General features: G+C 65.1%; 16 protein-coding genes. 11 read left to right on the top strand and 5 right to left on the bottom strand.

Annotation, left to right across the window (positions count from 1 at the left end; genetic code table 11):
- Positions 1 to 20 precede the first annotated feature (20 nt).
- Positions 21 to 1,925 carry a hypothetical protein gene (locus KF785_13800; protein MBX3147836.1) on the bottom strand — a complete coding sequence of 635 codons (1,905 nt, stop codon included), beginning with the start codon at positions 1,923 to 1,925 and terminating at the stop codon, positions 21 to 23.
- A 191-nt stretch (positions 1,926 to 2,116) separates the two neighbouring features.
- Between KF785_13800 and KF785_13795 the strand changes: the two genes are divergently transcribed.
- The 4 genes from KF785_13795 to KF785_13780 all read left to right on the top strand — a co-directional run bounded on the left by KF785_13795 (position 2,117) and on the right by KF785_13780 (position 7,117).
- The gene (locus KF785_13795) at positions 2,117 to 2,848 is read left to right on the top strand and encodes a helix-hairpin-helix domain-containing protein (GenBank protein MBX3147835.1); all 732 of its coding nucleotides are present in this window, start codon (positions 2,117 to 2,119) and stop codon (positions 2,846 to 2,848) included.
- Between the two features lie 118 nt (positions 2,849 to 2,966).
- Positions 2,967 to 4,703: a type IV-A pilus assembly ATPase PilB gene (gene pilB, locus KF785_13790; GenBank protein MBX3147834.1), complete on the top strand. Its 1,737-nt coding sequence runs from the start codon at positions 2,967 to 2,969 to the stop codon at positions 4,701 to 4,703.
- A complete protein-coding gene (locus KF785_13785; GenBank protein MBX3147833.1) occupies positions 4,700 to 5,890 on the top strand; it encodes a type IV pilus twitching motility protein PilT in 1,191 nt (396 codons plus the stop codon). Before pilB ends, KF785_13785 begins: the two co-directional genes overlap by 4 nt.
- Before the next feature lie 18 nt (positions 5,891 to 5,908).
- The gene (locus KF785_13780) at positions 5,909 to 7,117 is read left to right on the top strand and encodes a type II secretion system F family protein (GenBank protein ID MBX3147832.1); all 1,209 of its coding nucleotides are present in this window, start codon (positions 5,909 to 5,911) and stop codon (positions 7,115 to 7,117) included.
- Positions 7,118 to 7,183: 66 nt separating this feature from the next.
- Here the strand turns inward: KF785_13780 and KF785_13775 are convergent, their stop codons facing one another.
- Positions 7,184 to 8,440: a hypothetical protein gene (locus KF785_13775; protein MBX3147831.1), complete on the bottom strand. Its 1,257-nt coding sequence runs from the start codon at positions 8,438 to 8,440 to the stop codon at positions 7,184 to 7,186.
- Between the two features lie 248 nt (positions 8,441 to 8,688).
- Here KF785_13775 and KF785_13770 point away from each other — a divergent pair, with 248 nt between their 5' ends.
- The 7 genes from KF785_13770 (at position 8,689) to KF785_13740 (ending at position 17,547) form a co-directional block, all read left to right on the top strand.
- Complete coding sequence (locus KF785_13770; protein ID MBX3147830.1) at positions 8,689 to 9,033, top strand: PadR family transcriptional regulator; 345 nt, start codon at positions 8,689 to 8,691, stop codon at positions 9,031 to 9,033.
- Positions 9,033 to 11,741: an ABC transporter permease gene (locus KF785_13765; GenBank protein MBX3147829.1), complete on the top strand. Its 2,709-nt coding sequence runs from the start codon at positions 9,033 to 9,035 to the stop codon at positions 11,739 to 11,741. The genes KF785_13770 and KF785_13765 overlap by 1 nt, the downstream gene beginning before the upstream one ends.
- 99 nt (positions 11,742 to 11,840) lie before the next feature.
- Positions 11,841 to 13,616 carry a Kef family K(+) transporter gene (locus tag KF785_13760; protein MBX3147828.1) on the top strand — a complete coding sequence of 592 codons (1,776 nt, stop codon included), beginning with the start codon at positions 11,841 to 11,843 and terminating at the stop codon, positions 13,614 to 13,616.
- Positions 13,617 to 14,041: 425 nt separating this feature from the next.
- Positions 14,042 to 15,061, top strand: a complete 1,020-nt coding sequence (locus KF785_13755) for an SDR family oxidoreductase (protein ID MBX3147827.1) — start codon at positions 14,042 to 14,044, stop codon at positions 15,059 to 15,061.
- Between the two features lie 27 nt (positions 15,062 to 15,088).
- A complete protein-coding gene (locus KF785_13750) occupies positions 15,089 to 16,387 on the top strand; it encodes an MFS transporter (protein ID MBX3147826.1) in 1,299 nt (432 codons plus the stop codon).
- Positions 16,388 to 16,429: 42 nt separating this feature from the next.
- Complete coding sequence (locus tag KF785_13745) at positions 16,430 to 16,987, top strand: VOC family protein (protein MBX3147825.1); 558 nt, start codon at positions 16,430 to 16,432, stop codon at positions 16,985 to 16,987.
- Between the two features lie 107 nt (positions 16,988 to 17,094).
- Positions 17,095 to 17,547 carry a DMT family transporter gene (locus KF785_13740; protein MBX3147824.1) on the top strand — a complete coding sequence of 151 codons (453 nt, stop codon included), beginning with the start codon at positions 17,095 to 17,097 and terminating at the stop codon, positions 17,545 to 17,547.
- A gap of 32 nt (positions 17,548 to 17,579) precedes the next feature.
- Here KF785_13740 and KF785_13735 read toward each other — a convergent pair whose 3' ends face one another.
- The 3 genes from KF785_13735 to KF785_13725 all read right to left on the bottom strand — a co-directional run bounded on the left by KF785_13735 (position 17,580) and on the right by KF785_13725 (position 19,357).
- Entirely contained in the window at positions 17,580 to 18,797 is a 1,218-nt protein-coding gene (locus KF785_13735; protein ID MBX3147823.1) for an RtcB family protein, read from the bottom strand.
- Between the two features lie 2 nt (positions 18,798 to 18,799).
- Positions 18,800 to 18,964, bottom strand: coding sequence for a hypothetical protein (locus tag KF785_13730; GenBank protein ID MBX3147822.1), 165 nt, complete (start codon positions 18,962 to 18,964; stop codon positions 18,800 to 18,802).
- Between the two features lie 66 nt (positions 18,965 to 19,030).
- The gene (locus tag KF785_13725; GenBank protein MBX3147821.1) at positions 19,031 to 19,357 is read right to left on the bottom strand and encodes a hypothetical protein; all 327 of its coding nucleotides are present in this window, start codon (positions 19,355 to 19,357) and stop codon (positions 19,031 to 19,033) included.
- Between the last annotated feature and the right edge of the window lie 355 nt (positions 19,358 to 19,712).

Raw genomic sequence — 19,712 nt, 5'->3', positions numbered from 1 at the left:
GCGCCTCCCACCCCAGCCCCTCAGAAGGTCCCCAGTTCCGAAGCCTGGATGATGTACGCCCCTTCGATGCACACGGTCGAACTCGTCAGGTTGTTGCCGGTGGCCTGAACTGCCCAGGTACCCGTGGCCTCTGCTGGTGGCGCCCAGACGGGGTTCCAGCCGGGCAAGCCGCTCAGGTCCGGCATCGCGAGTGTTGCCGTGTCGCTGCCGAACCAGCCCGGTGTTGCCGTCAGGTTGACGGTACGCGCACTACCCGTCTGGTTATACGAGAGGCTGATGAGCCGCTGGTACTCGTCGGGCACCGTGATGACGGCCTGCAAGCGGCGATAGGGTCCGGTCAGGGTCGTCACGGTGGGCCGTGACAGCTGGGCTGGCAGCGCGACGGTCCGGTTGGTGAGCTGATGAAAGACTTGCTGAATCACCCGACCCCCTGAATAGCCGGTTGGCACGGTCCCGGCGTCCCGCAGTTCCGTCACGGTCAGCATGTGGAAGTCACTGGCCTCCTGCAGGCTGGTCGGAAAGCCGAAGGCCGTCATGCTCGTGGTCGTCGGGGCCGACGAGGTGTACAGGGCCGCAATGTGGCATGCCGCGCCGGTGAAATACGCCATCGAATGATTCATGGTGGATCCGGTTCGCTGTCCGGTCACGCTGATCGTCGCGCTCGCTGGCGTGAACGAATCGGGGCCTTCGAAGTCGACCACGCCCACCGAAGCGTTGTTGGCAATGTCGAGCCCGCGCCGAACGTAGCCGCGGTCGGGGTTGCCCGGCGTGCCAAGGATCTCGGCGAGCGTATTGTGACGCCAGCCGGTCAGTGCATGGCTGCCCGGGCGGACCTGGAGGATCGAGAACGACGTGTTGGGGTGCGAGACATTGCCCGCGCCACCCCCGAGCCAGATCTGGGCGAAGTCGTTATTACCCAGGCCGGCAACGGTCCCGACGACGACCTTGGTCTGTTCGGCCGTTCCGCAGAAATACCCGTCGGCATGCTGCAGCTCGGCTCGAGACAGATGGTGCACGTTGAAGGTGGTGGCGAACGGAAATGCCAGCGCTCCGCGCCCCGAGGCAATGGTAAACCGATAGACGTTGCTGGCGGGTGTCACCACCGTCCAGGGACCGGTGCCGTCCTGCACGGCAAGCCAGCTCGGTCGCAGGCCGCAAGCGGAGAGGTCGAGCGTGACCTCGTCGCTGCTTCCGCTGGCCGCGCTGATCGAGACCTGAACGGTCGCCGTGCGCTCGGCCTGACCGCTGGCGTTGCCGCGGACCGTCAGCGTATGGGTGCCGACGCCGAGGCTCGCTGCCGCGGAGAGCGTCAGGGTACTCGACGACCCCGTTGTGCTGGCGGGATTCAGCGTAGCTGTCAGACCAGACGGTGCGCCGGTGACCGTCAGCGCCACTGAGCCTGCGAAGCCGCCGGAACGGGTGATCGCAACTGCGGTGCTTGCGCTGCTTCCCTGGGTCACCGAAACGGCCGCCGGCGAGACCGCGAGCGTGAACCCGCCGGCTGGGGCAGCCTGCACGGTCAGGGCAAAAGAGGCCGTGGCATCGGAGACTCCGCTGCCCATCGCACGAACGGTCAGATTGTAGGTACCGGGTGACGTCGTGCCCGCGACGCCGATGGTGACGGTGGCCGTCGTGGTCGTTCCGGATGTCGACGGCGTGCTCAGGGTGCCGCTCACGCCGGCGGGGACCCCGTCGACGCTGAACGTGACAGTGCCTGAGTAGCCGCCGCTGCGCGCCAGCGTCGCGGTTACCTCATGAGTGCTCCCCGCCGTCACGGTAGCGCTTGTCCCGCTCAACGAGAGCGCAATCGCCGGGTTGGGCCCCGGGGGGTTGGTGCCGGTGTCGTCGCCCGAACTGCAGGCGGCCAAAACGACCAATGCCAACTGGCCAGCCGCTCGGTTGAGCTGGCTGAGGAAGAGCTTCATCGTGGTTCTCCCTGCGAAAATGAAGAGCTGTACCGAAGCGGGGTGAGCCCACGTCCGGTCTTGCCGACCGTTACGAAAAACTGCGACGAAACCCGTCAGATTTGGTCGGGGTTGCTCCAGGTCGGTCCCCTCCAGACCCGAATCGCAATACGAGGCAACTCATTGCGTAAAACGGGTGAGTTGATGGGCTGGTGGAAGCGCATTTTGGCACGATGTCGCCCAAAGAACGTCTCGCAATCGCCTCATTGCTGGCAGTTGCCGCGCTTGGCCACGCGCTCCGCGCCGTCGCGCTGGGCTCGTCCGATGCCCCGGGCGGGTTGCAACTCCTGTCGGGCGTAGTGCCTGGGGATCCCGCAGGGCATCGGGCCGCGTCGGCGCGGCTCGGGCGCCCGCTTCGGGCGGATGAGCAGATCGATCTCAATCGAGCCACGGTCGCCGAGCTGACGAGACTGCCCAAGGTCGGGCCAGGGCTGGCTCGCCGGATGGTCAGAATTCGGGACAGTCTTGGCGGTTTCGCCTCTCTTGGCGAGGTCGACGCGGTTCCCGGGGTCGGGCCGGCCCTCTTCCGGGCCATCGGGCCCCATCTCGCGCTCGGCGATACTCTTCGGATCCAGGGCCGCCGCCCGGCACTGCGGGGGGTCGCGATCCCGCCGCCGGTGCCGCTGCCACCGAACGTGGTCGCCGGTCCTGAGGGGTTGCGCGGCGGTAGTGAGAGGCCCCGGACCGGGCCGCGGGTCCGCGTCAACTCGGCCAGCCAGGCGGAGCTGGAACGCCTCCCGGGGATCGGCCCAAGTCGTGCAAAAGCCATAGTGGCATATCGCCAAAGGCACGGGCCATTCGCGTCGGTGGCGGACCTGGCCAAGGTCCCGGGAATCACCAGGCGGCTGGTAACTCAAATGGCGCCTCAAGTTGCGATCCCGTGATCCGATAGCTCAACTGGCACCAGATTCGTAGTAGAAGGCTGCCTGACCCCTGGTCGGTCAATGCAAGATCTTGCAGTTTGAACGGGTCCCTGGGCGGGAAAGAGGTTCCGAAGGCACGATGGCAATGGTGGCGGCCCCCCCCGGCGTCGGTGATCGTTTGGGTGAGATTCTCCTTTCGGAGAACCTGCTGACCCGCGAGCAGCTGAGCCAGGCGTTGACGGAACAGAAGAGTTCCGGTCATCGCCTGGGCTATGTGCTTGTCAAGCTCGGTCTCCTGTCCGAGGTCGACGTAACCAAGATCCTGGCGCGCCAGCACCGGGTGCCTGCCGTCGATCTGTCCCGGTTCGAAGTCGACTCCAAGATTCTCAAACTGATTCCGACCGATGTGGCTCGGAAGCACTGCGTGCTGCCGCTCAAGCGGGAGGGTCGCACGCTCACGGTCGCGATGGCCGACCCGACCGATCACGGTCTGTTGCAGGATCTCAAGTTCATTACCCGATTTGATCTGTTCCCCGTGCTGGCCGGCGAGTACACGCTCCGGGGACTGATCGACAAGTATTACGACGTCGGCGAAGGTGCGCAGCAGGCCCAGCTGCAGGAAATTCTCAAGGATATGGAGGGCCTTGGGCTGACCGATGATCTCGAACTGGTCGAGGACCAGGAGGACGAGAACGTCAGTCAGGCCCAGATCAATGACGCGCCGGTCGTCAAGCTGATCAACGGCATCCTGACCGACGCGGTCAAGCGCGGCGCCTCGGACATCCATGTCGAGTGTTTCGAACACGAAATGCGGGTTCGCTACCGCGTTGACGGTGTGCTCCAGGAAGTGATGAAGCCGCCGATCAAACTGCGCGCAGCGCTGATTTCCCGGATCAAGATTCTTTCGCAGCTGAACATTGCCGAGCGCCGGATTCCGCAGGACGGTCGGCTCAAGCTCAAGATGGGCCCCAAGGTCATCGACTTCCGCGTCTCGACCCTGCCGTGTCTCTTCGGAGAGAAGATCGTGCTCCGAATCCTCGACAAGGGGAACCTGACGCTCGACCTCAGCACCTTCGGGTTCGAACCCAAGGCGGAAGCGGACCTGCTGCGTAACATCCTCAATCCGTACGGGATGGTGCTGGTCACCGGCCCGACCGGCTCGGGCAAGACGACGACGCTCTACTCGGCGCTGCAGCGGATCAACACGATCGAAACCAACATCATGACGGCCGAGGATCCGGTCGAGTACAATTTGATGGGGATCAACCAGGTGCAGGTGCGGCCGGAAATCGGGCTGACCTTTGCCGCCGCACTTCGCGCCTTCCTGCGGCAGGATCCCAACGTCGTCATGATCGGTGAAATCCGAGATCTCGAGACGGGCGGCATCGGTATCAAGGCTGCCTTGACAGGTCACCTGGTGCTCTCGACGCTCCATACCAACGATGCGCCGAGCACGATTACCCGTATGATCGACATGGGAATCGAGCCCTTCAACGTCGCGGCGGCCGTCAACCTGGTCGTGGCGCAGCGACTGGTACGGCGGATCTGCTCCAATTGCAAGGCGCCAGCGAAGTACAAGGAAGAGGAACTCCGGGCGCTCAACGATAATGTCGAAGCTGTGCGTGGCATGGCGTTCCAGAAAGGTACCGGTTGTGACGCCTGCGGCGGCACGGGCTACAAGGGCCGAGCGGGCCTGTACGAAGTCATGACCATGAGTCATGAGCTGCGGCGGATGGTGCTGCGTGGCGCATCGGTGGCGGAGCTGCGGGATCAGGCCGTCAAAGAAGGTATGCTGACCTTGCGGATGGACGGCTACAAGAAGATCGAGCGAGGCGTGACGACCCTGGAAGAAGTGGTCAAGGAGACGTCGGCATGAGCGAGAGCGACCTGCGGGTTCAGGATGGTGCGGCGGGCGGGGCCGCAGGGCAGAACCGGCTCAATCTCCGGTCACTCCTCCAGGAGATGATCGACAAGGATGCGTCCGATCTGCACATCACGGCCGGTGAGCGGCCCAAGCTGCGGATCGACGGCGACATTGGCGACTGTTCCGTCGATCATGTGCTGACACCAAAGGACACCATCCAGCTGGCGTACTCGGTCCTGACCGAGTCGCAGAAGAAGCGGTTCGAACTCGACGACGAACTCGACTTCTCGTTCGGGATCCAGAATCTGGCCCGCTTCCGCGGCAACGTGTTCAAACAGCGCGGCTGTGTGGCCATGGTGCTTCGGATGATTCCTTTCAGCGTCCGCACCTTCGACGAACTTGGTCTTCCTCCTGTCATGGCTCGCCTTTCCGAGCGGCCGCGGGGGCTGATCCTGGTGACTGGCCCGACCGGTTCCGGAAAGTCGACGACGCTTGCTGCGGTGATCGACAAGATCAACAAGGATCGTAAGGGTCACATCATTACGGTCGAAGATCCCATCGAGTTCATCCATCGCCACCAGAGCTGTATCGTCAACCAGCGCGAGGTTGGGACGGATACCAAGTCGTTCTCGGCGGCGCTCAAGTATGCGCTTCGCGAAGACCCGGACGTGATTCTGGTAGGCGAAATGCGCGACCTGGAAACGGTGGCCGCCGCGCTGACGATCGCGGAAACCGGCCATCTGGTGCTGGCCACATTGCACACCAATTCTGCCGCAGAGTCGATCAACCGCATCATCGACGTCTTTCCCCATAATCAGCAGTCGCAGATTCGGGCCCAGCTCGCCTTTGTGCTCGAGGGGGTCGTAACCCAGACCCTGTTGCAGAGAGCCAGGGGCCGCGGGCGGGTCATGGCCTGCGAAATCATGGTCGCCACTCCGGCGATCCGCGCCCTGATTCGCGACGACAAAATCCATCAGATCTACTCGGCGCTGCAGTCCGGCAAGAAGCATGGAATGCAGACCATGACGGATTCTCTGTACCAGCTGTACATGACACGAGAAGTAGTCAAGGAAGAATGCCTTCGGGTTGCTCAGGAGCCCAACGAGTTCCTGCGCATGATCGGCGAGAAGCCCATGGACGAGCAGGCCATTGCCGAACTGCCCAAGGAAAAGAGCGACCGCGTGCTGGCTCGGCGATAGCGAGGCGAGGACCAAGACATGGCCGTATTCGAGTATACCGCGAAGAACACGACGAGCGGACAGATCATGAAGGGTACCCTCGACGTCCCGTCCAAGGACGACGTCATGGCGTACCTCAAGAAGAACCGGCTGCTGCTCGTCACGGTTCGAGAGCAACCGAAACAGTACGCGTTCAAGCTGCCAGGAGCGGGCCGCGTAACCACCCGCGACCTCGTCATCTTCACGCGACAGTTTGCCACCATGATCAATGCGGGTCTGCCACTGGTGCAGTCCCTCACCATTCTGGCCCAGCAAACCGAGAACAAGGCGCTCAAGGACATCGTCAAGCAGGTCGTCTTCGACGTCGAAGCCGGTAACACGCTCGCCGATGCGTTCCGCAAGCATCCGAAGGCATTTCCGGATCTCTACGTCAACATGGTGGCGGCCGGCGAGGCGGGCGGTATTCTCGACACGATCCTCCTCCGCCTGGCGACCTTCCTCGAAAAGAACGACGCCCTGATCCGCAAGGTCAAAGGCGCGATGGTCTACCCGGCCGTGATCATCTCGGTGGCCGTGATTGCCATCGCGGTCCTGCTGATCTTCGTAATTCCGACGTTCGAGGCGATGTTCGCGACGGTCGCGATGGAACTCCCGCTGCCGACCCGGATCGTGATCGCCCTGTCGAGCGGATTGATCCAATGGTGGTGGGTTATCCTCGGCAGCATCGCGGCGGCCATCTTCCTCGGCCGACAATACTACCTGACGCCGAACGGACGCCGTACCGTCGACGGTGCCCTCCTGCGAGCACCAGTCATTGGTGACTTGCTCCGCAAGTCGGCAGTGTCCCGGTTCACCCGGACGCTCGGCACCCTGATTTCCTCTGGTGTGTCGATCCTCGATGGGCTCGAGATCACCGCCAAGACCGCGGGCAACCGGGTCATTCACGACGCCGTGATGCAGTCCCGGGCCTCGATTGCCGGTGGTGATACGATAGCCGGGCCGCTCCAGGCGTCCAATGTCTTTCCGCCGATGGTGATCTCGATGATCGCGGTCGGTGAGCAAACCGGCGGCCTCGACGACATGTTGTCCAAGATCGCGGACTTCTATGATGCAGAGGTGGACGTGGCGGTGAGCGCACTGCTCTCGCTGATGGAGCCGATCATGATCGTGGTGCTCGGCGTCATCGTCGGCGGCATGGTGGTGGCGATGTACCTGCCGATCTTCGACATGGTCAACGCGGTTCAGTAACCCGAAGCGTTGTGGCTGAGGGGGAGGCGCGGCGGTCCGAACTGGGGCCGCCGCGCCTCGTCCGTTTCAGGGCAGACTCGACCCTGCCGACCTCGCCGGTCCGCGCGCTCGCGGCGTTGCCAGCGCGGCCGCGACGAGGGGCGCTATTCGATCCACGATGAGCGGATTGGCAGCTTCGACTGTGTGGCCGACGATATCGACGAAGATCGGTTCGGGATTCCCGGCAAACACGCGGGCAAGATTGAGGAATCGGCTGTCGGCCACCCCGGTCATGGCCGAATCGATTGCCGCAGCAATGTTGACGTGAACCTGTCGCACCAGACTATGGAAGGGGCTGGCCTCGACTCGATCCATCAGCTCGCTCTCCTCGGGACTGAGGGCCTTATCGCTGGCATGAAGGGTCGGTTGCCAGAGATAGATCGGCTCAAACCCGTAGCGCTCGGCGGCGGCCTCAACCAAGCGCACGGTTTCGACGTAGGTTCGGACAACTTCACGGGTCACAGCTGAGGGCTCTCGCAGTGGCGCTGACTCAGCGCGCAAGTTCACGAGCCGAGCGAACAACTGCGACCGGGTCATAGCCACCCCAGCAAGGGCGCCGAGTGCCCGGCCATCGGCCGCCAGGTCTCGATTCCAGGAAAACACCGTTCGGCCAAACGCGAAGTCGCGCGCCCGCTGTTGCTCGTTCTGAGGCACGCCGGCACGGTGCTGAATTGCCGCGACGACCTCATTGATACCGTCGTAGAACACCACGACGTCGGGGCGGGCGCCGTCGCGCAGCTGGAGCAGCAACTCGATGACTTCCTGCGTGAAGACGTACCCGGTTTCGCCCCAGTTGACCACTTGGCTCGAGTTGCCTCGATCGCGAAGCTGCGCAGCAAGGACCGACGCGATAGTCTGGCTGTCTCGCTGGAACGTCCCGAACATCGTCGAGCCGCCGAAAAGCCACACCACGGGTCGGTCGGATGACGCCGCAGGAAACGTTACCCGCTTTCCAGTCGAATCAATGTTGATGTACCGCCCGGCGAACGGCGCTCTGCGGAAGTACACATAGGGGCGCCAGTTGAGGTCGTACGTGGCGAGTTCCTCCCTCAGGTAGGCGTCGACCCAGTCGGGGGCGGAGGCGGGAAAGAGGGTCTCACTGAGATTGTTGCTCAGGACGGCCCGCCGCACGCCCGCCTGCGCCCGATAGGTGAACTCGAGCGCCAGCAGCAGCACCAGAACGCCACCTACGATCAGCCAGCCATCGCGCAGCAACTTGCCAGCGTATTGCAGGATTCGGCCAAGACGACCTGAAGGGCCAAGCCGCGTTTGTAGAGCTGTCACGGAAATCTCCAGGCGCGTATGCTCCGGTTCCGCTGGCGTGCCGAGAACGGGAGGCTCTGCGAGCCCCAGATTCGGAGCTGCAGGAGGCGCATCCGGTAACAAGGCGGGAAGGCGAAGGTAGGGTCCGTTCCCGGTAACCGCAAGCTGGTGCGGCGAGTTGTCATCCGATTACTGGCCGGAATCGGCTGCCCCATTGCGGGTTTAGGGGAAGCGTGCGATGTTATCCATAAGCAAATTAGGGGAAGAGCATGGCAGGCCTCGATCTTCTGCAGGGCACTCTCGACATTCTGATCCTTCGAACGCTGTCGTGGGGCCGGGCGTTGCACGGGTATGCGATCACGACCTGGATCAAGGAACGCACGGATCAGGCGCTTCTGGTCGAAGAGGGGGCACTCTATCCGGCGCTGCACCGCCTCGAGAAGCGGGGCTTACTGGAGTCGGAATGGGGCCTGTCTGAGAACAATCGGCGCGCCAAGTACTATCGCTTGACGGCAAAGGGGCGGCGCGAGCTTCGGGCGGCCACGGCGGCTTGGGACCGCTATGTCGAGGCCGTGGCCAAGGTGCTTCGCCCCGTCGAGCGATCGGCGGGCTGATGCGCAGGATCTTCCGCCTTGCCGGTCGTGAACCGGGTGTCGACGACGAGGTCCGGGATGAGCTCGAAAGCCACCTGGCCCATAAAGTGGATGCGCTGATCCAGTCCGGAATGTCCCGCGAGGATGCCGAGTCGGAGGCGCGCCGGCAGCTGGGGTCGATGGCCGAGACACACCGTCGCACCAGGGCTGAGGCGGTGGCTCATCGTCGTCGGAGTCGCTTGAGCGAACGGTGGGCGGCCTGGATGCTCGACCTCAGGCTGGTTCTCCGCGGGCTCCGGCGTGCGCCGGGATATACCATGGCTGCCTCGATGATCCTCGCATTGGGGATCGGCGCTACCCTGGCGGTGGTCGCCATCGCCGACCGTCTGCTGCTGACGCCGCTGCCGTTTGCCGACCCCGATCGTGTCATGGTGATGTTCGAATCGCATCGCGCGGGCGGAATCCGCTTGCCCTCGTATCCCACCGTGCAGGACTGGGAGGCGCAGGCCGAGGGGTTTGACCGGATCGCCTACGTTCCGGGAACCCAGATGATCTGGCGGCGGAGCGAGGCGGCGGAGGCGATTCTGGTGGCCTTTCCCACCTCGGCGTTCTTCGAGGCGTTAGGCACGCCGCCCATGCTGGGTCGGGTTCTGACCCGCGAGGACGACCTCGCTGCCGCGCGGGTCGCCGTGCTGGGATACGACTTCTGGCGGCGCTACTTCGGCAGTGATCGGAGCGCGATAGGGGCTACCTTGTCGCTGGTCGACGGCCCTGTCACGATCGTCGGGGTGATGCCGCCCGGCTTCCAGTTGCCGTCGTGGGCGCAGATCTATCTGCCGTTTCGGGCGCTCCCTGCTGCGGACCAGGCAGCGGTAGCATACCGGGGTAACCATGCCGACGGGCTGGTGGTCGGCCGGATTGCCGCAGGGGCCACACGGGCCGGCGCCGAGGCTGCGCTGGGTGTGGTGGCCAGCCGGCTGGCGGAGGCGCATCCCGTCGAGCAGCAGGGCTGGACCCGGGTGGCGCTGATCCCGGTTCGCGACTTCCTCTATGATCCCCTGGCATATGGCAACCGTGGTGTGCCCAGCCCGGTGCGGACCGTCCTGTTGTTTGGGAGCGGGGTTGCGCTGGTGCTCCTCATTGCCTGTGCCAACGTCGCCGGGCTGGCGATGGTCCGGGCCCAGGCGGTCGAGCGCGAGCTCGCGGTGCGCGCCGCGCTTGGCGCGAGTCGCGGATCCCTGATTCGGTTGCGTCTGCTCGAGAGCAGCGTCGTAGCACTGCTCGGCTCCGCGCTGGGGCTACTGCTGGCAGGCACGATGCTCCGCGCACTGCAGCGCGCTGTCCCGAACCTGCTGCCCCGTCTCGAAGAGGTGCGAGTCGAGCCGCGGCTCGGTCTCGCCGCCGTTGCTCTGGCCGGGGCCGCGGCGTTGCTCAGCGGCCTGCTCCCCGCACTCCGCGCCACCCGCGGTCCCGTTGCGGAGCTCGTCAGGTCCGGTCGTGGCTCGGGTGGGCGGACCCGTGCTCAGCAGGCCCTCGTGGTTGGCCAGGTTGGGCTCGCGGTCACTCTGCTCGTCGGCGCCGCGGTTCTCACCCGGAGCCTGATCCAGGTGGCGAACACCCCGATCGGCTTTAATCCCGACCGACTGCTTGCGCTCTCCCTCTATCCGGATCAAGCTCGGTACCCCGGCCCCGACGCGACGCTGGCCCTCTACCGCCGCGTCCTCGACGAGGTGCAGCGCACCCCCGGGGTGACGGCCGCAGCGCTGATCAACCACGCGCCGATCGGCCGGGCTGGCATCGTGACGCGACTGGTGGTCGATGGTGAGGCCGAGCAACCCGGGGTCTCGCCGCCGCAGGCCGCCTTTCGCCTCATCTCGCCCGAGTATTTCGCAACGATGGGTATTCCGATTCTCCGGGGGCGGGGCTACTCCGATGCCGACCTGGCGGGGCCGAACGACGGCCTGATCATCAACGACGCACTGGCCCGCCGCCACTTTGGCGGCACGGATCCGCTGGGGAGACGGATCACGGTTTTCCGGTCCGCCCGCTGGCTCCCCGATGCCGGCACTCCGATCACCGGTGTGGTGATCGGCGTGGTCGGGGATGTTCGCCACTTCGGGGCAGAATCGACTCCATCGGAGGAGGTCTATCTCCCATATACCTGGAACCCCTGGCTATTCACGAACGTCGTTGCCCGCGCGAGCGGCGCCCCGGATGCCCTGGTCGAGCCGCTCTGGCGCACCATCGCAGCCATCGATCCTGATCTGCCGCGAGCGAGCGGCGGTCAGCCGAACGTCACGACCTTTGCGCAGCGGCTGGCGATCGATCGGGGGCCACGTCGAGCCATGACAGTGGCGGCAATCAGTGTTGCCGCGACAGCCTTCATTCTCGCGATCGTCGGACTGTACGGGGTGGTGGCCTACCTGGTTGGCCTCAGGCGTCGTGAGATCGGGGTGCGAACTGCGCTCGGCGCGGATGCCAGCGCCGTGCTGGGCCTCGTCATGCGGGGAGGTCTCGCGCTCGCGCTGGCCGGCGCGGGAATCGGCCTGATCGGGGGCTGGTTCGCGGCTTCCCTGCTGCGGAACCTCGTGTACGGCGTTGGTGTTCGGGATCCCCTCGCGTTCGTGCTGGCCCCCCTGATCATGCTCGTGGTTGCCGCGCTGGCAACGTACGGGCCGGCCCGCCACGCCGCGCGCCTCGATCCGGTCGAAGTGCTCAAGGGCGAATAAGCACGGGGCAACGACATTGGAGGGTTGACCGAGGCTGCCCGACCGTGGACATTGCCGGCCTGCCGACAGCAGCCGGGATTCACCATCGGGACGAGCTCTATGCCGCATCATACCGAGTTGATTGCGACAATATCCATTGGTCTTGGCCTCGCATTCATCTTCGGCTTCGTTGCCTCGCGGTTCAAGCTTCCTCCGCTGGTCGGCTACCTCATCGCCGGCGTTGTCGTCGGTCCCTTCACGCCAGGATTCGTGGCAGATTCTGGTCTAGCCAATCAGCTCGCTGAGATTGGCGTGATGCTGCTGATGTTCGGTGTTGGCCTCCATTTCTCCATGCGGGACCTGATGGCGGTCCGCAAAATCGCCGTACCCGGGGCCGTGGCACAGATCGCGGTCGCGACCGCGCTTGGGGCGACCGTCGCCGTCTGGTGGGGCTGGACCTGGGGTCAGGGCATCGTGTTCGGTCTGTCGCTTTCGGTCGCCAGCACGGTCGTCCTCCTGCGTGCGCTCGAGGAACGCGGGCTGCTCGATTCGATCAACGGACGAATCGCAGTCGGCTGGTTGATCGTCGAAGACCTGGCGATGGTCCTGGCGCTGGTGCTGCTACCTGCGCTGGCGGTGCCGCTGGGCGGAACCGCATCGACCGATCCGAATGCGGCCACCAGTATCGGGACGGCGATAACGACGACACTGCTCAAGGTGTCGCTCTTCATTGGGTTGATGCTCTTTGTCGGCATCCGGTTGATCCCGTGGCTGCTTGCGCAGGTGGCGCGGACGGGCTTTCGCGAGCTGTTTACCCTGGCGGTCCTGGCCGCCGCGCTCGGCATTGCCTTCGGCGCCGGTGCGCTGTTCGGGGTCTCCTATGCCCTGGGCGCCTTCTTTGCCGGTGTCGTGATTTCCGAGTCCGACCTGAGTCACCAGGCCGCCGCTGAGGCGCTTCCGCTGCAGGATGCGTTCGCGGTGCTGTTCTTCGTGTCGGTTGGCATGCTCTTCGATCCATCGGTGCTGATTCGGAACCCACTGGCAGTGCTCAAAGTCGTACTGATCATCGTGGTCGGTAAATCGGTCGCCGCGTTTCTCATCGTCGTGCTGTTCCGCTACCCCATCAGGACGGCGCTCATCGTCTCGGCCAGTCTGGCGCAGATCGGTGAGTTCTCGTTCATCCTGGCCGGGCTCGGCATGTCGCTTGGTTTGCTGCCCGCTGAGGGCAACAGCCTGATCCTGGCAGGGGCGATTCTCTCGATTACGCTCAATCCCGTCGCGTTCCAGGCCGTACCGGCAATCGAGCGGTACATCATGAAGCGGCCGTTGCTCACGCGCCTCTTCGACCGGCCGCGCGGCGATGCGCTCGAGTCGCCCGACCCGGCGACCGAAAGCCGCCTCCACGGACACGCGGTCATCATCGGGTTCGGTCGGGTCGGGAGCACCATCGGGCAGGCGCTCGATCGCGAGGGGACGCCCTACGTCGTGGTCGAGCAGAATCGCGAAGTCGTCGAGGACCTCCGAGCGCGCGACGTGCCGGCCCTGTACGGTGACGCCTCCCGGCCGGGCCTGCTCGACCACGTGCACCTCGAAGACGCCAAGGTGCTGGTTGTCGCGGCACCCGGGGCGTACCAGGTTCGGCAGATCGTCGAGCTGGCGCGGCGGGTCAATCCGAGTATCGATATCGTGGCCCGGTCGCACAGCGAGGGCGAGCAGCAGTTCCTGGAGCGGCAGGGTGTGGGGCTCGCGGTCATGGGCGAACGGGAACTCGCGCTCAGCATGGCACGGCACGTCCTCACGAGCACGGGCTGTGTCCCTGAGCGTGCCGAATTGCTGGTTCGGGCCCTCCGCACTGCCGGAGATGTGGTCGCCTCGCCCTCCGGCCACACAGAGTAACCATCACGACCGCTCGGCTTCACAAGTAAGACCGCCCGGCGGGGTCGACCCGATGGCTCCCCGCCACCCGGAGTAACGATAACGGTCGCTCGCCCGTACTATTGGCGGGGTCTGGCGGTTCCGTTCGTGGGTTCGAACGCACCGTTCGTCATGTCTCAGGTAATTTGGCCACAATTCCGACGACAAATTTGTATCCCGCACGGAGCCTTTTCCGTAGGGTTCGAAGTCTCGGCATTCGGCCGGACGCCCTCTGGGGCGGATCAATTGTCGTAGCGAGGGTATTAATGACCAATCGTCGTGAGTTCCTTCAGAGCGCTGCTCTGGGGGCTGTCGGGCTCGGTGCGTTGCCGATGGTCGGGTCGGCGTCGCCCGCGGCGGGTTCTGCCCCTCGCCCGCTGCCGTCGGCCTCCCCGAGTGGAGCCCCGATGCGCATCCTGATTCTCGGCGGCACCGGGTTCATCGGCCCCTATCAGGTCCGTTATGCAGTCGAGCGGGGTCATCGAGTTACCATCTTCAACCGTGGCCGAACCAATCCCGATCTCTTTCCCGGGGTCGAGCAACTGATCGGCGACCGGGATGGCAAGCTCGACGCGCTCAAGGGCAAGTCGTGGGACGCGGTGATCGACAATTCCGGCTACGTCCCGCGCCACGTTCGCGACTCGGCGCAGTTGCTGAAGGGCAATGTCGGTCAGTACCTCTTCGTGTCCACGGCCGGGATCTACGACGCGTGGTACTCGGGCAAGTGGCCCGCCGGCGGAGTGGGCGAAGATGCCCCTCAGTCGCCCCTCACGGAGCCGGGCAGTGAGGACACTCGGAAGCACTACGGGCCGCTGAAAGCTCTCTGTGAGAAGGCGGTGCTCGAATCCTATCCGGGCAACGCGACTCTGGTCCGCCCCGGCCTGATCGTCGGGCCTGGCGATCCGACCGACCGCTTTACCTATTTCCCGGTGCGGATCGACCGCGGAGGCGAGGTGCCGGTGCCGGGCACGCCGAGCGATCCGGTGCTGTACATCGACGCGCGCGATCTCTCGGAGTGGTGTGTTCGGCTGGTCGAGAACAAGGTGACGGGACCCTACAACGCGCTCGGTCCGCTCGAGACGTTTACCATGGCCGAGATGATCTATGGCTGCCGCGCCGTCACGAGTTCGGCGGTCAAGCTTACGTGGGTCGATGGCGCCATCGTCAATCAGCAGGGCATCAACCCGCTCGGGCTCTTTCCCTGGTTCTGGACCGAGGGTCCTTTTGCACAGGCGTCACACTTCAAGCGGGATCGCGCTTTTGCGGCGGGGCTCACCTTCCGGCCCTTTGCCGACACCGCGCGGGACACGCTCCACTGGTTCAAAACGCTGCCGGCTGCTCGGCAAGCGAAGCTCTTGGCCGGCCTGACCGCCGAGCAGGAGCAGAAGCTTCTGGCAGCCGCGCATGCACGATCGACGAAGAAGTAAGCAGCGTACTCTCTACGAGGCGGGGGCATGACAGGATTATTGCAGCGGTTTTTCAATGTCCGCCGGGAGGAAGTCGCGCCGATTCTGGCGGCGGCCTTCTATTTCTTCTGTGTTCTGACAGCGCTGATGCTGCTGCGGCCGGCGCGGGACGCGCTGGGCATGCAGCGCGGCATGGATGCCATCCGCTGGCTCTTCATCGGGACCGCGGTGGTCACCTTCTTCGTGACGCCGGCATTCGGCTTCCTGGTCAGTCGGTTCCGCCGCCTCGTCTTCGTTGGCATCACTTACGGATTCTTCGCGCTCAGTCTGGTCGGGTTTTATCTCCTCCTCACTCTGACACCGCAGGCGGTCGGCGAGCGTTCGGGCCAGGTATTCTACGTCTGGTTCAGCGTCTTCAATCTGTTCGCGACGATGGTGTTCTGGGCGCTGATGGCCGACCGCTTCTCGCTCGAGCAGAGCAAGCGGATCTTCGGTGTCATTGCGGTCGGCGGCACGCTCGGGGCCATCTTCGGCCCCTGGCTCGCGAGCCTGCTGGCCAAGCCCCTCGGCACGCCGGCTCTGCTGCTCGTCTCGGCCGGTTTCCTGATTCTTGCCATCGGGGCGGCGGGCGTGGTGGCCCGCCTCAAGTCGGAGGCCGCACCTGGCGAGCGCGTCGCGCCCCCGGTAGATGAGCAGACGGTCATCGGCGGAAAGGCGTGGGAGGGTGTCCGTGCCGTCTTCCGCTCGAAGTATCTGCTCGGCATCTCCGGGTTCGTCCTGATGATGACGATTCTGAGCACCTTCATTTACGTCACCCGCCTGCAGATGGTGGCGGCAATGGGAACGGACCTGGATACCCGTACAGGGCTGTTCGCCCAGCTCGACCTCCTGACCCAGGTGACGACGCTGGTGCTCCAGGCAGTCGTTGCCGGTCATCTCATGAAGCGTCTCGGCGTAGCCACGGCGCTCGCGCTCCTGCCGTTCGTCGTTGCGATGGGCTTCATCGGGTTGGCAATCATCGGCTCGCTTGCGGCCATCGCGATCTTCGACGCCATCTTCAAGGCGCTGCAGCGGGCGGTGGCCCGTCCTGGTCGTGAGACACTGTTTACGGTCGTGAGCCGGGAGGAGAAGTACAAGTCGAAGGCCTTTACCGACACCTTCGTCTATCGCGGTGGTGACGTGATTGGCGCCTGGACCGAGAGTTTCCTGGGCAAGCTGGGCATGGGCCTGGCCGGCCTCGCGTCGGTGGCGGTGCCGCTGGCGCTGGTCTGGGGCAGCCTGGCGCTCTGGCTCGGGCGGCGGCAGGGTCAGCTCGCTGCGGAACGGTCCGCCCAGACCGGCGCGTAAAGCACGTCTTTCCGGCCCTGAGGGGTTCGGGTACAATTTGGGATGGCACCTGCATCCGATCCTGTCTCGAACCCCGCCTTCGGTCCGATTCCACCTGGCACCGACATCGGGCACGTCCATCTCAAAGTTGCTGATCTCGAACGAGCACTCGGATTCTACATCGGGGTGCTCGGCTTCGAGCTGACGCAGCGCTATGGCAGCCAGGCCGCATTCGTCTCGGCGGGCGGGTACCACCACCATATCGGCCTCAATACCTGGGAAAGCCGGGGCGGCCCTCCGCCGGCAGCAGGGACGACCGGACTCTTTCATGTGGCAATCCGCTACCCGACCCGTGCCGCGCTGGCCGATGCGCTGCGGCGTCTCATCGCGGCGCGGATCGAGCTCGACGGCGCCAGCGATCACGGTGTCAGCGAGGCTCTCTACCTGCGCGATCCGGATCAGAACGGTATCGAACTCTACTGGGACCGGGCGCAGGAGGCCTGGCCGCGCGGTCCGGACGGTGCGTTAGGCATGTACTCCCGCCCGCTCGATCTCGAGGGTCTTCTGGCGGAGCCGGCTCCCGTCCTCGGCGGGTCGGCCGAGGCGCAAGGATCCAGCTAGCACGCGGCACCGCGAACTCCGCAGGTCGCCCGGCGGGTTGGGGGGCGGCTGTTGCGCTTCGCGGCCTGGTCTCCCAGCTTCGGGGTGTCCTCCGCCACGAGTCATCAATGGTCGTCCTCGGCATCATTGTGGCCCTCTTGCTCGGGATTGGCCTGTCCGTGCAGACCGGGGTCAATACCTCCCTGCGGACGGCGCTTGGCAGTCCGCTGCATGCGACGGTCGTCAACTTTGTCATCGGTACGGCCGTCGTCTTTGCCGTGGCGGGGGCGTCGTTACTGTCGGGGGCCCGCGCCCCGACGCTGGCCGCGCTGGGCCGAACCCCTTCATGGATGTTCATGGGCGGGGTGATCGGTGCCGTCTATGTGCTCGGGATGATCGTGCTGGCGCCCAGACTTGGTGCAGCCACGTTGATGGCACTGGTCGTCACGGGGCAGCTCCTGGCGGCCCTGGCACTCGATCACTTCGGGTGGCTCGGGTTTCCGGTGGCACAGGTCTCGCCGATGCGGATTGCCGGGGCGCTGCTCCTGGTGGTTGGCGTGGTGCTGATCCGGCGCGGCTAGCGAGGTATGCTCGTCGGCCGGCCGGATTCGGGTCAGTCTTTGTAGGGATCGACCTCGTCGGCGCCGGCCATCACGACGATCAGGGGTCGGAGTTCGTGCCGGATGTCGATCGTCTCTCCTTGCGCAGCGAGCACTTCAGGCAGGCGCCGATAGGCGTGCGGGCTCTCGTCCAGGCCGCCTCCTCGCAGGACCACCCCTTTCTCGCGCACCCAGCCGTGCAGCATCGACGGCGTGACCAGTCCGGGGCGAAGGACTTTCCCCTTTCGGTCGCGCTTGCCTGCTGCCTGAGACCGTGACATGACCCGCCCTGCGCCGTGGACGGTCGAAAAGAGGGCGGCGGCCTGCAACGCCTGGACCCGTTCATCGTCGGTGGCTCGCCCGCGAACGATCACGGCATTGTCGCCCATCGAGCCGCCGACGAAGCCGGCCTGACCCGGGAACGCCGGGGTTGCGCCCTTTCGGATCACCACCAGCGCCCGCCCGCCATGTTCCTCGCGCCAGGCAAAGTTGTGGTGGTTGTGGACCAGCTCCAGCTCCTGCCCACCGAGCAGGGACACGACCTTGCGTGCCACCCACTCGCGGCCGGCATAGGCGTACCGGCCTGCCAACGTCATCAGGGCCCAGTAGTCGTGGCCGATCGGGCTCGACAGGTCGAGCAGGACTTCGCGTTCGGGGACCCGCGCACCCCATGCCTCGTTCTGTCCCAATGCCAGGAACCCGGACGCTACGGTATGGCCGAAGCCTCGGCTGCCGAAGTGGACCCCAACCCAGATGGCATCGCTTTCGTCGACGAAGACGTCGACGTAGTGGTTGCCGCTGCCCACGGTGCCGAGCTGGCGCCTGGCCTTCTCGCGCAGGGCGTCACGATGCTGGGCGGGGACGGCCTCCCATCCTTCGTCCTCGAAGAGCGGATGGTCCACCGGCGCATCGTCCGCCCGATTCTTGCGGCCGACCCCGAAACTCACCGTCTCCGCGATGGCGTCCGCCAGCGCAGCAAGCACTGCCGGCTGGCGGGCCGAGTCCGGATCGAGATCTTCCAGGCGGCGGTCGGTACGGATTGCTGCGTTGCCGCAGGCGATGTCGAACCCCACGCCGACCACCGACACCTGGTTCTGGTACGCTGCGACACCGCCGATCGGCATCACATAGCCGACGTGTCCGTCAGCCATCAGGGCAACCCGCTCCGCGCGGGAGGCGACATCCGCGATCTGGGCCAGCGTCCTTTCGTCGTGGGCACCAAAAATCTGCATCGTCAGACCTCGGTCAGTGCGGCCGTGGCGGGGGAGGTGGGCTCCCCCGCGGTCCGGTGTCCACCATCGCCGGATTCCCGCACCGGCGCCGGTGCGGCGTTCCCAGCCGTCGGGGCCGGGCTCAGGATCAGCCGGCGGGACGGGAGATAGATGGTTGGCTTCAACATGATGCAGCTCACTTCCTGTGCTGTTCGGGCGTCGGTGCGCAGCCGACGTTCGGCACTGCCATCCGATCAGAGATCGAGCCGGTCGTCGCCGTCTTCGCCCCGCGCCCGTTGTTCCTCTCGCAAGCGCTTCCAGCGGGCGTGGCTGTCGGCGCGTTGTGCTTCCGTACTCTGGCTGATCGACCAGATGGCCCGGGCTCGGACTCGGATCCGGGCGCCCGAAAGATCGACGAAGGTGATCCAGTCAGCCGGCGGGGTGGCATCGAGCTGCGTTTCGATGTGCCGCGCCATGGCCGTGCTCACCAACCAGCTCGGTCCCCGGGTCTCGACCTCGAAGTGGTCGAGATCGGACGAGTCGGATACCTCATGGTCGATCTTCTCGTTGGACTCGCTCATCGAGTCTCCTCCTCCGCAATAACGAAACGCCCCACCTCGATCGGGATGCGAGGTGGGGCATCGAACACAGCGTAGCGATGGCAATGCTAACTGTGACGAGGCCTCCACCGGGATTCCAAACGCGCCAAGCTGCCCGGTATCCGGGTCCGGCGAGCGTCTGGGTTGAAGCTGTCTCTCGACATGGTGATCTGCGTCACAAGTCAAACCTCGTTGTCCGTGCGCCCGACCATCGGGGCTGGTTTCACGGGGAGGCACACGATACGATCCGACGCCCCGTTTGTCAACGGGTGCCACTGAGGCATCTGGCCGCCTTCTTGCCTGCGAAGTAGGCGTACGCTGGCAGTGCGCGCCGGGT

This window comes from Gemmatimonadales bacterium, assembly GCA_019637315.1.
Lineage (GTDB): Bacteria > Gemmatimonadota > Gemmatimonadetes > Gemmatimonadales > GWC2-71-9 > SHZU01.
Note: the sequence above shows the minus strand (reverse complement) of the source record. Positions and strands in the feature narration are given on the sequence as shown.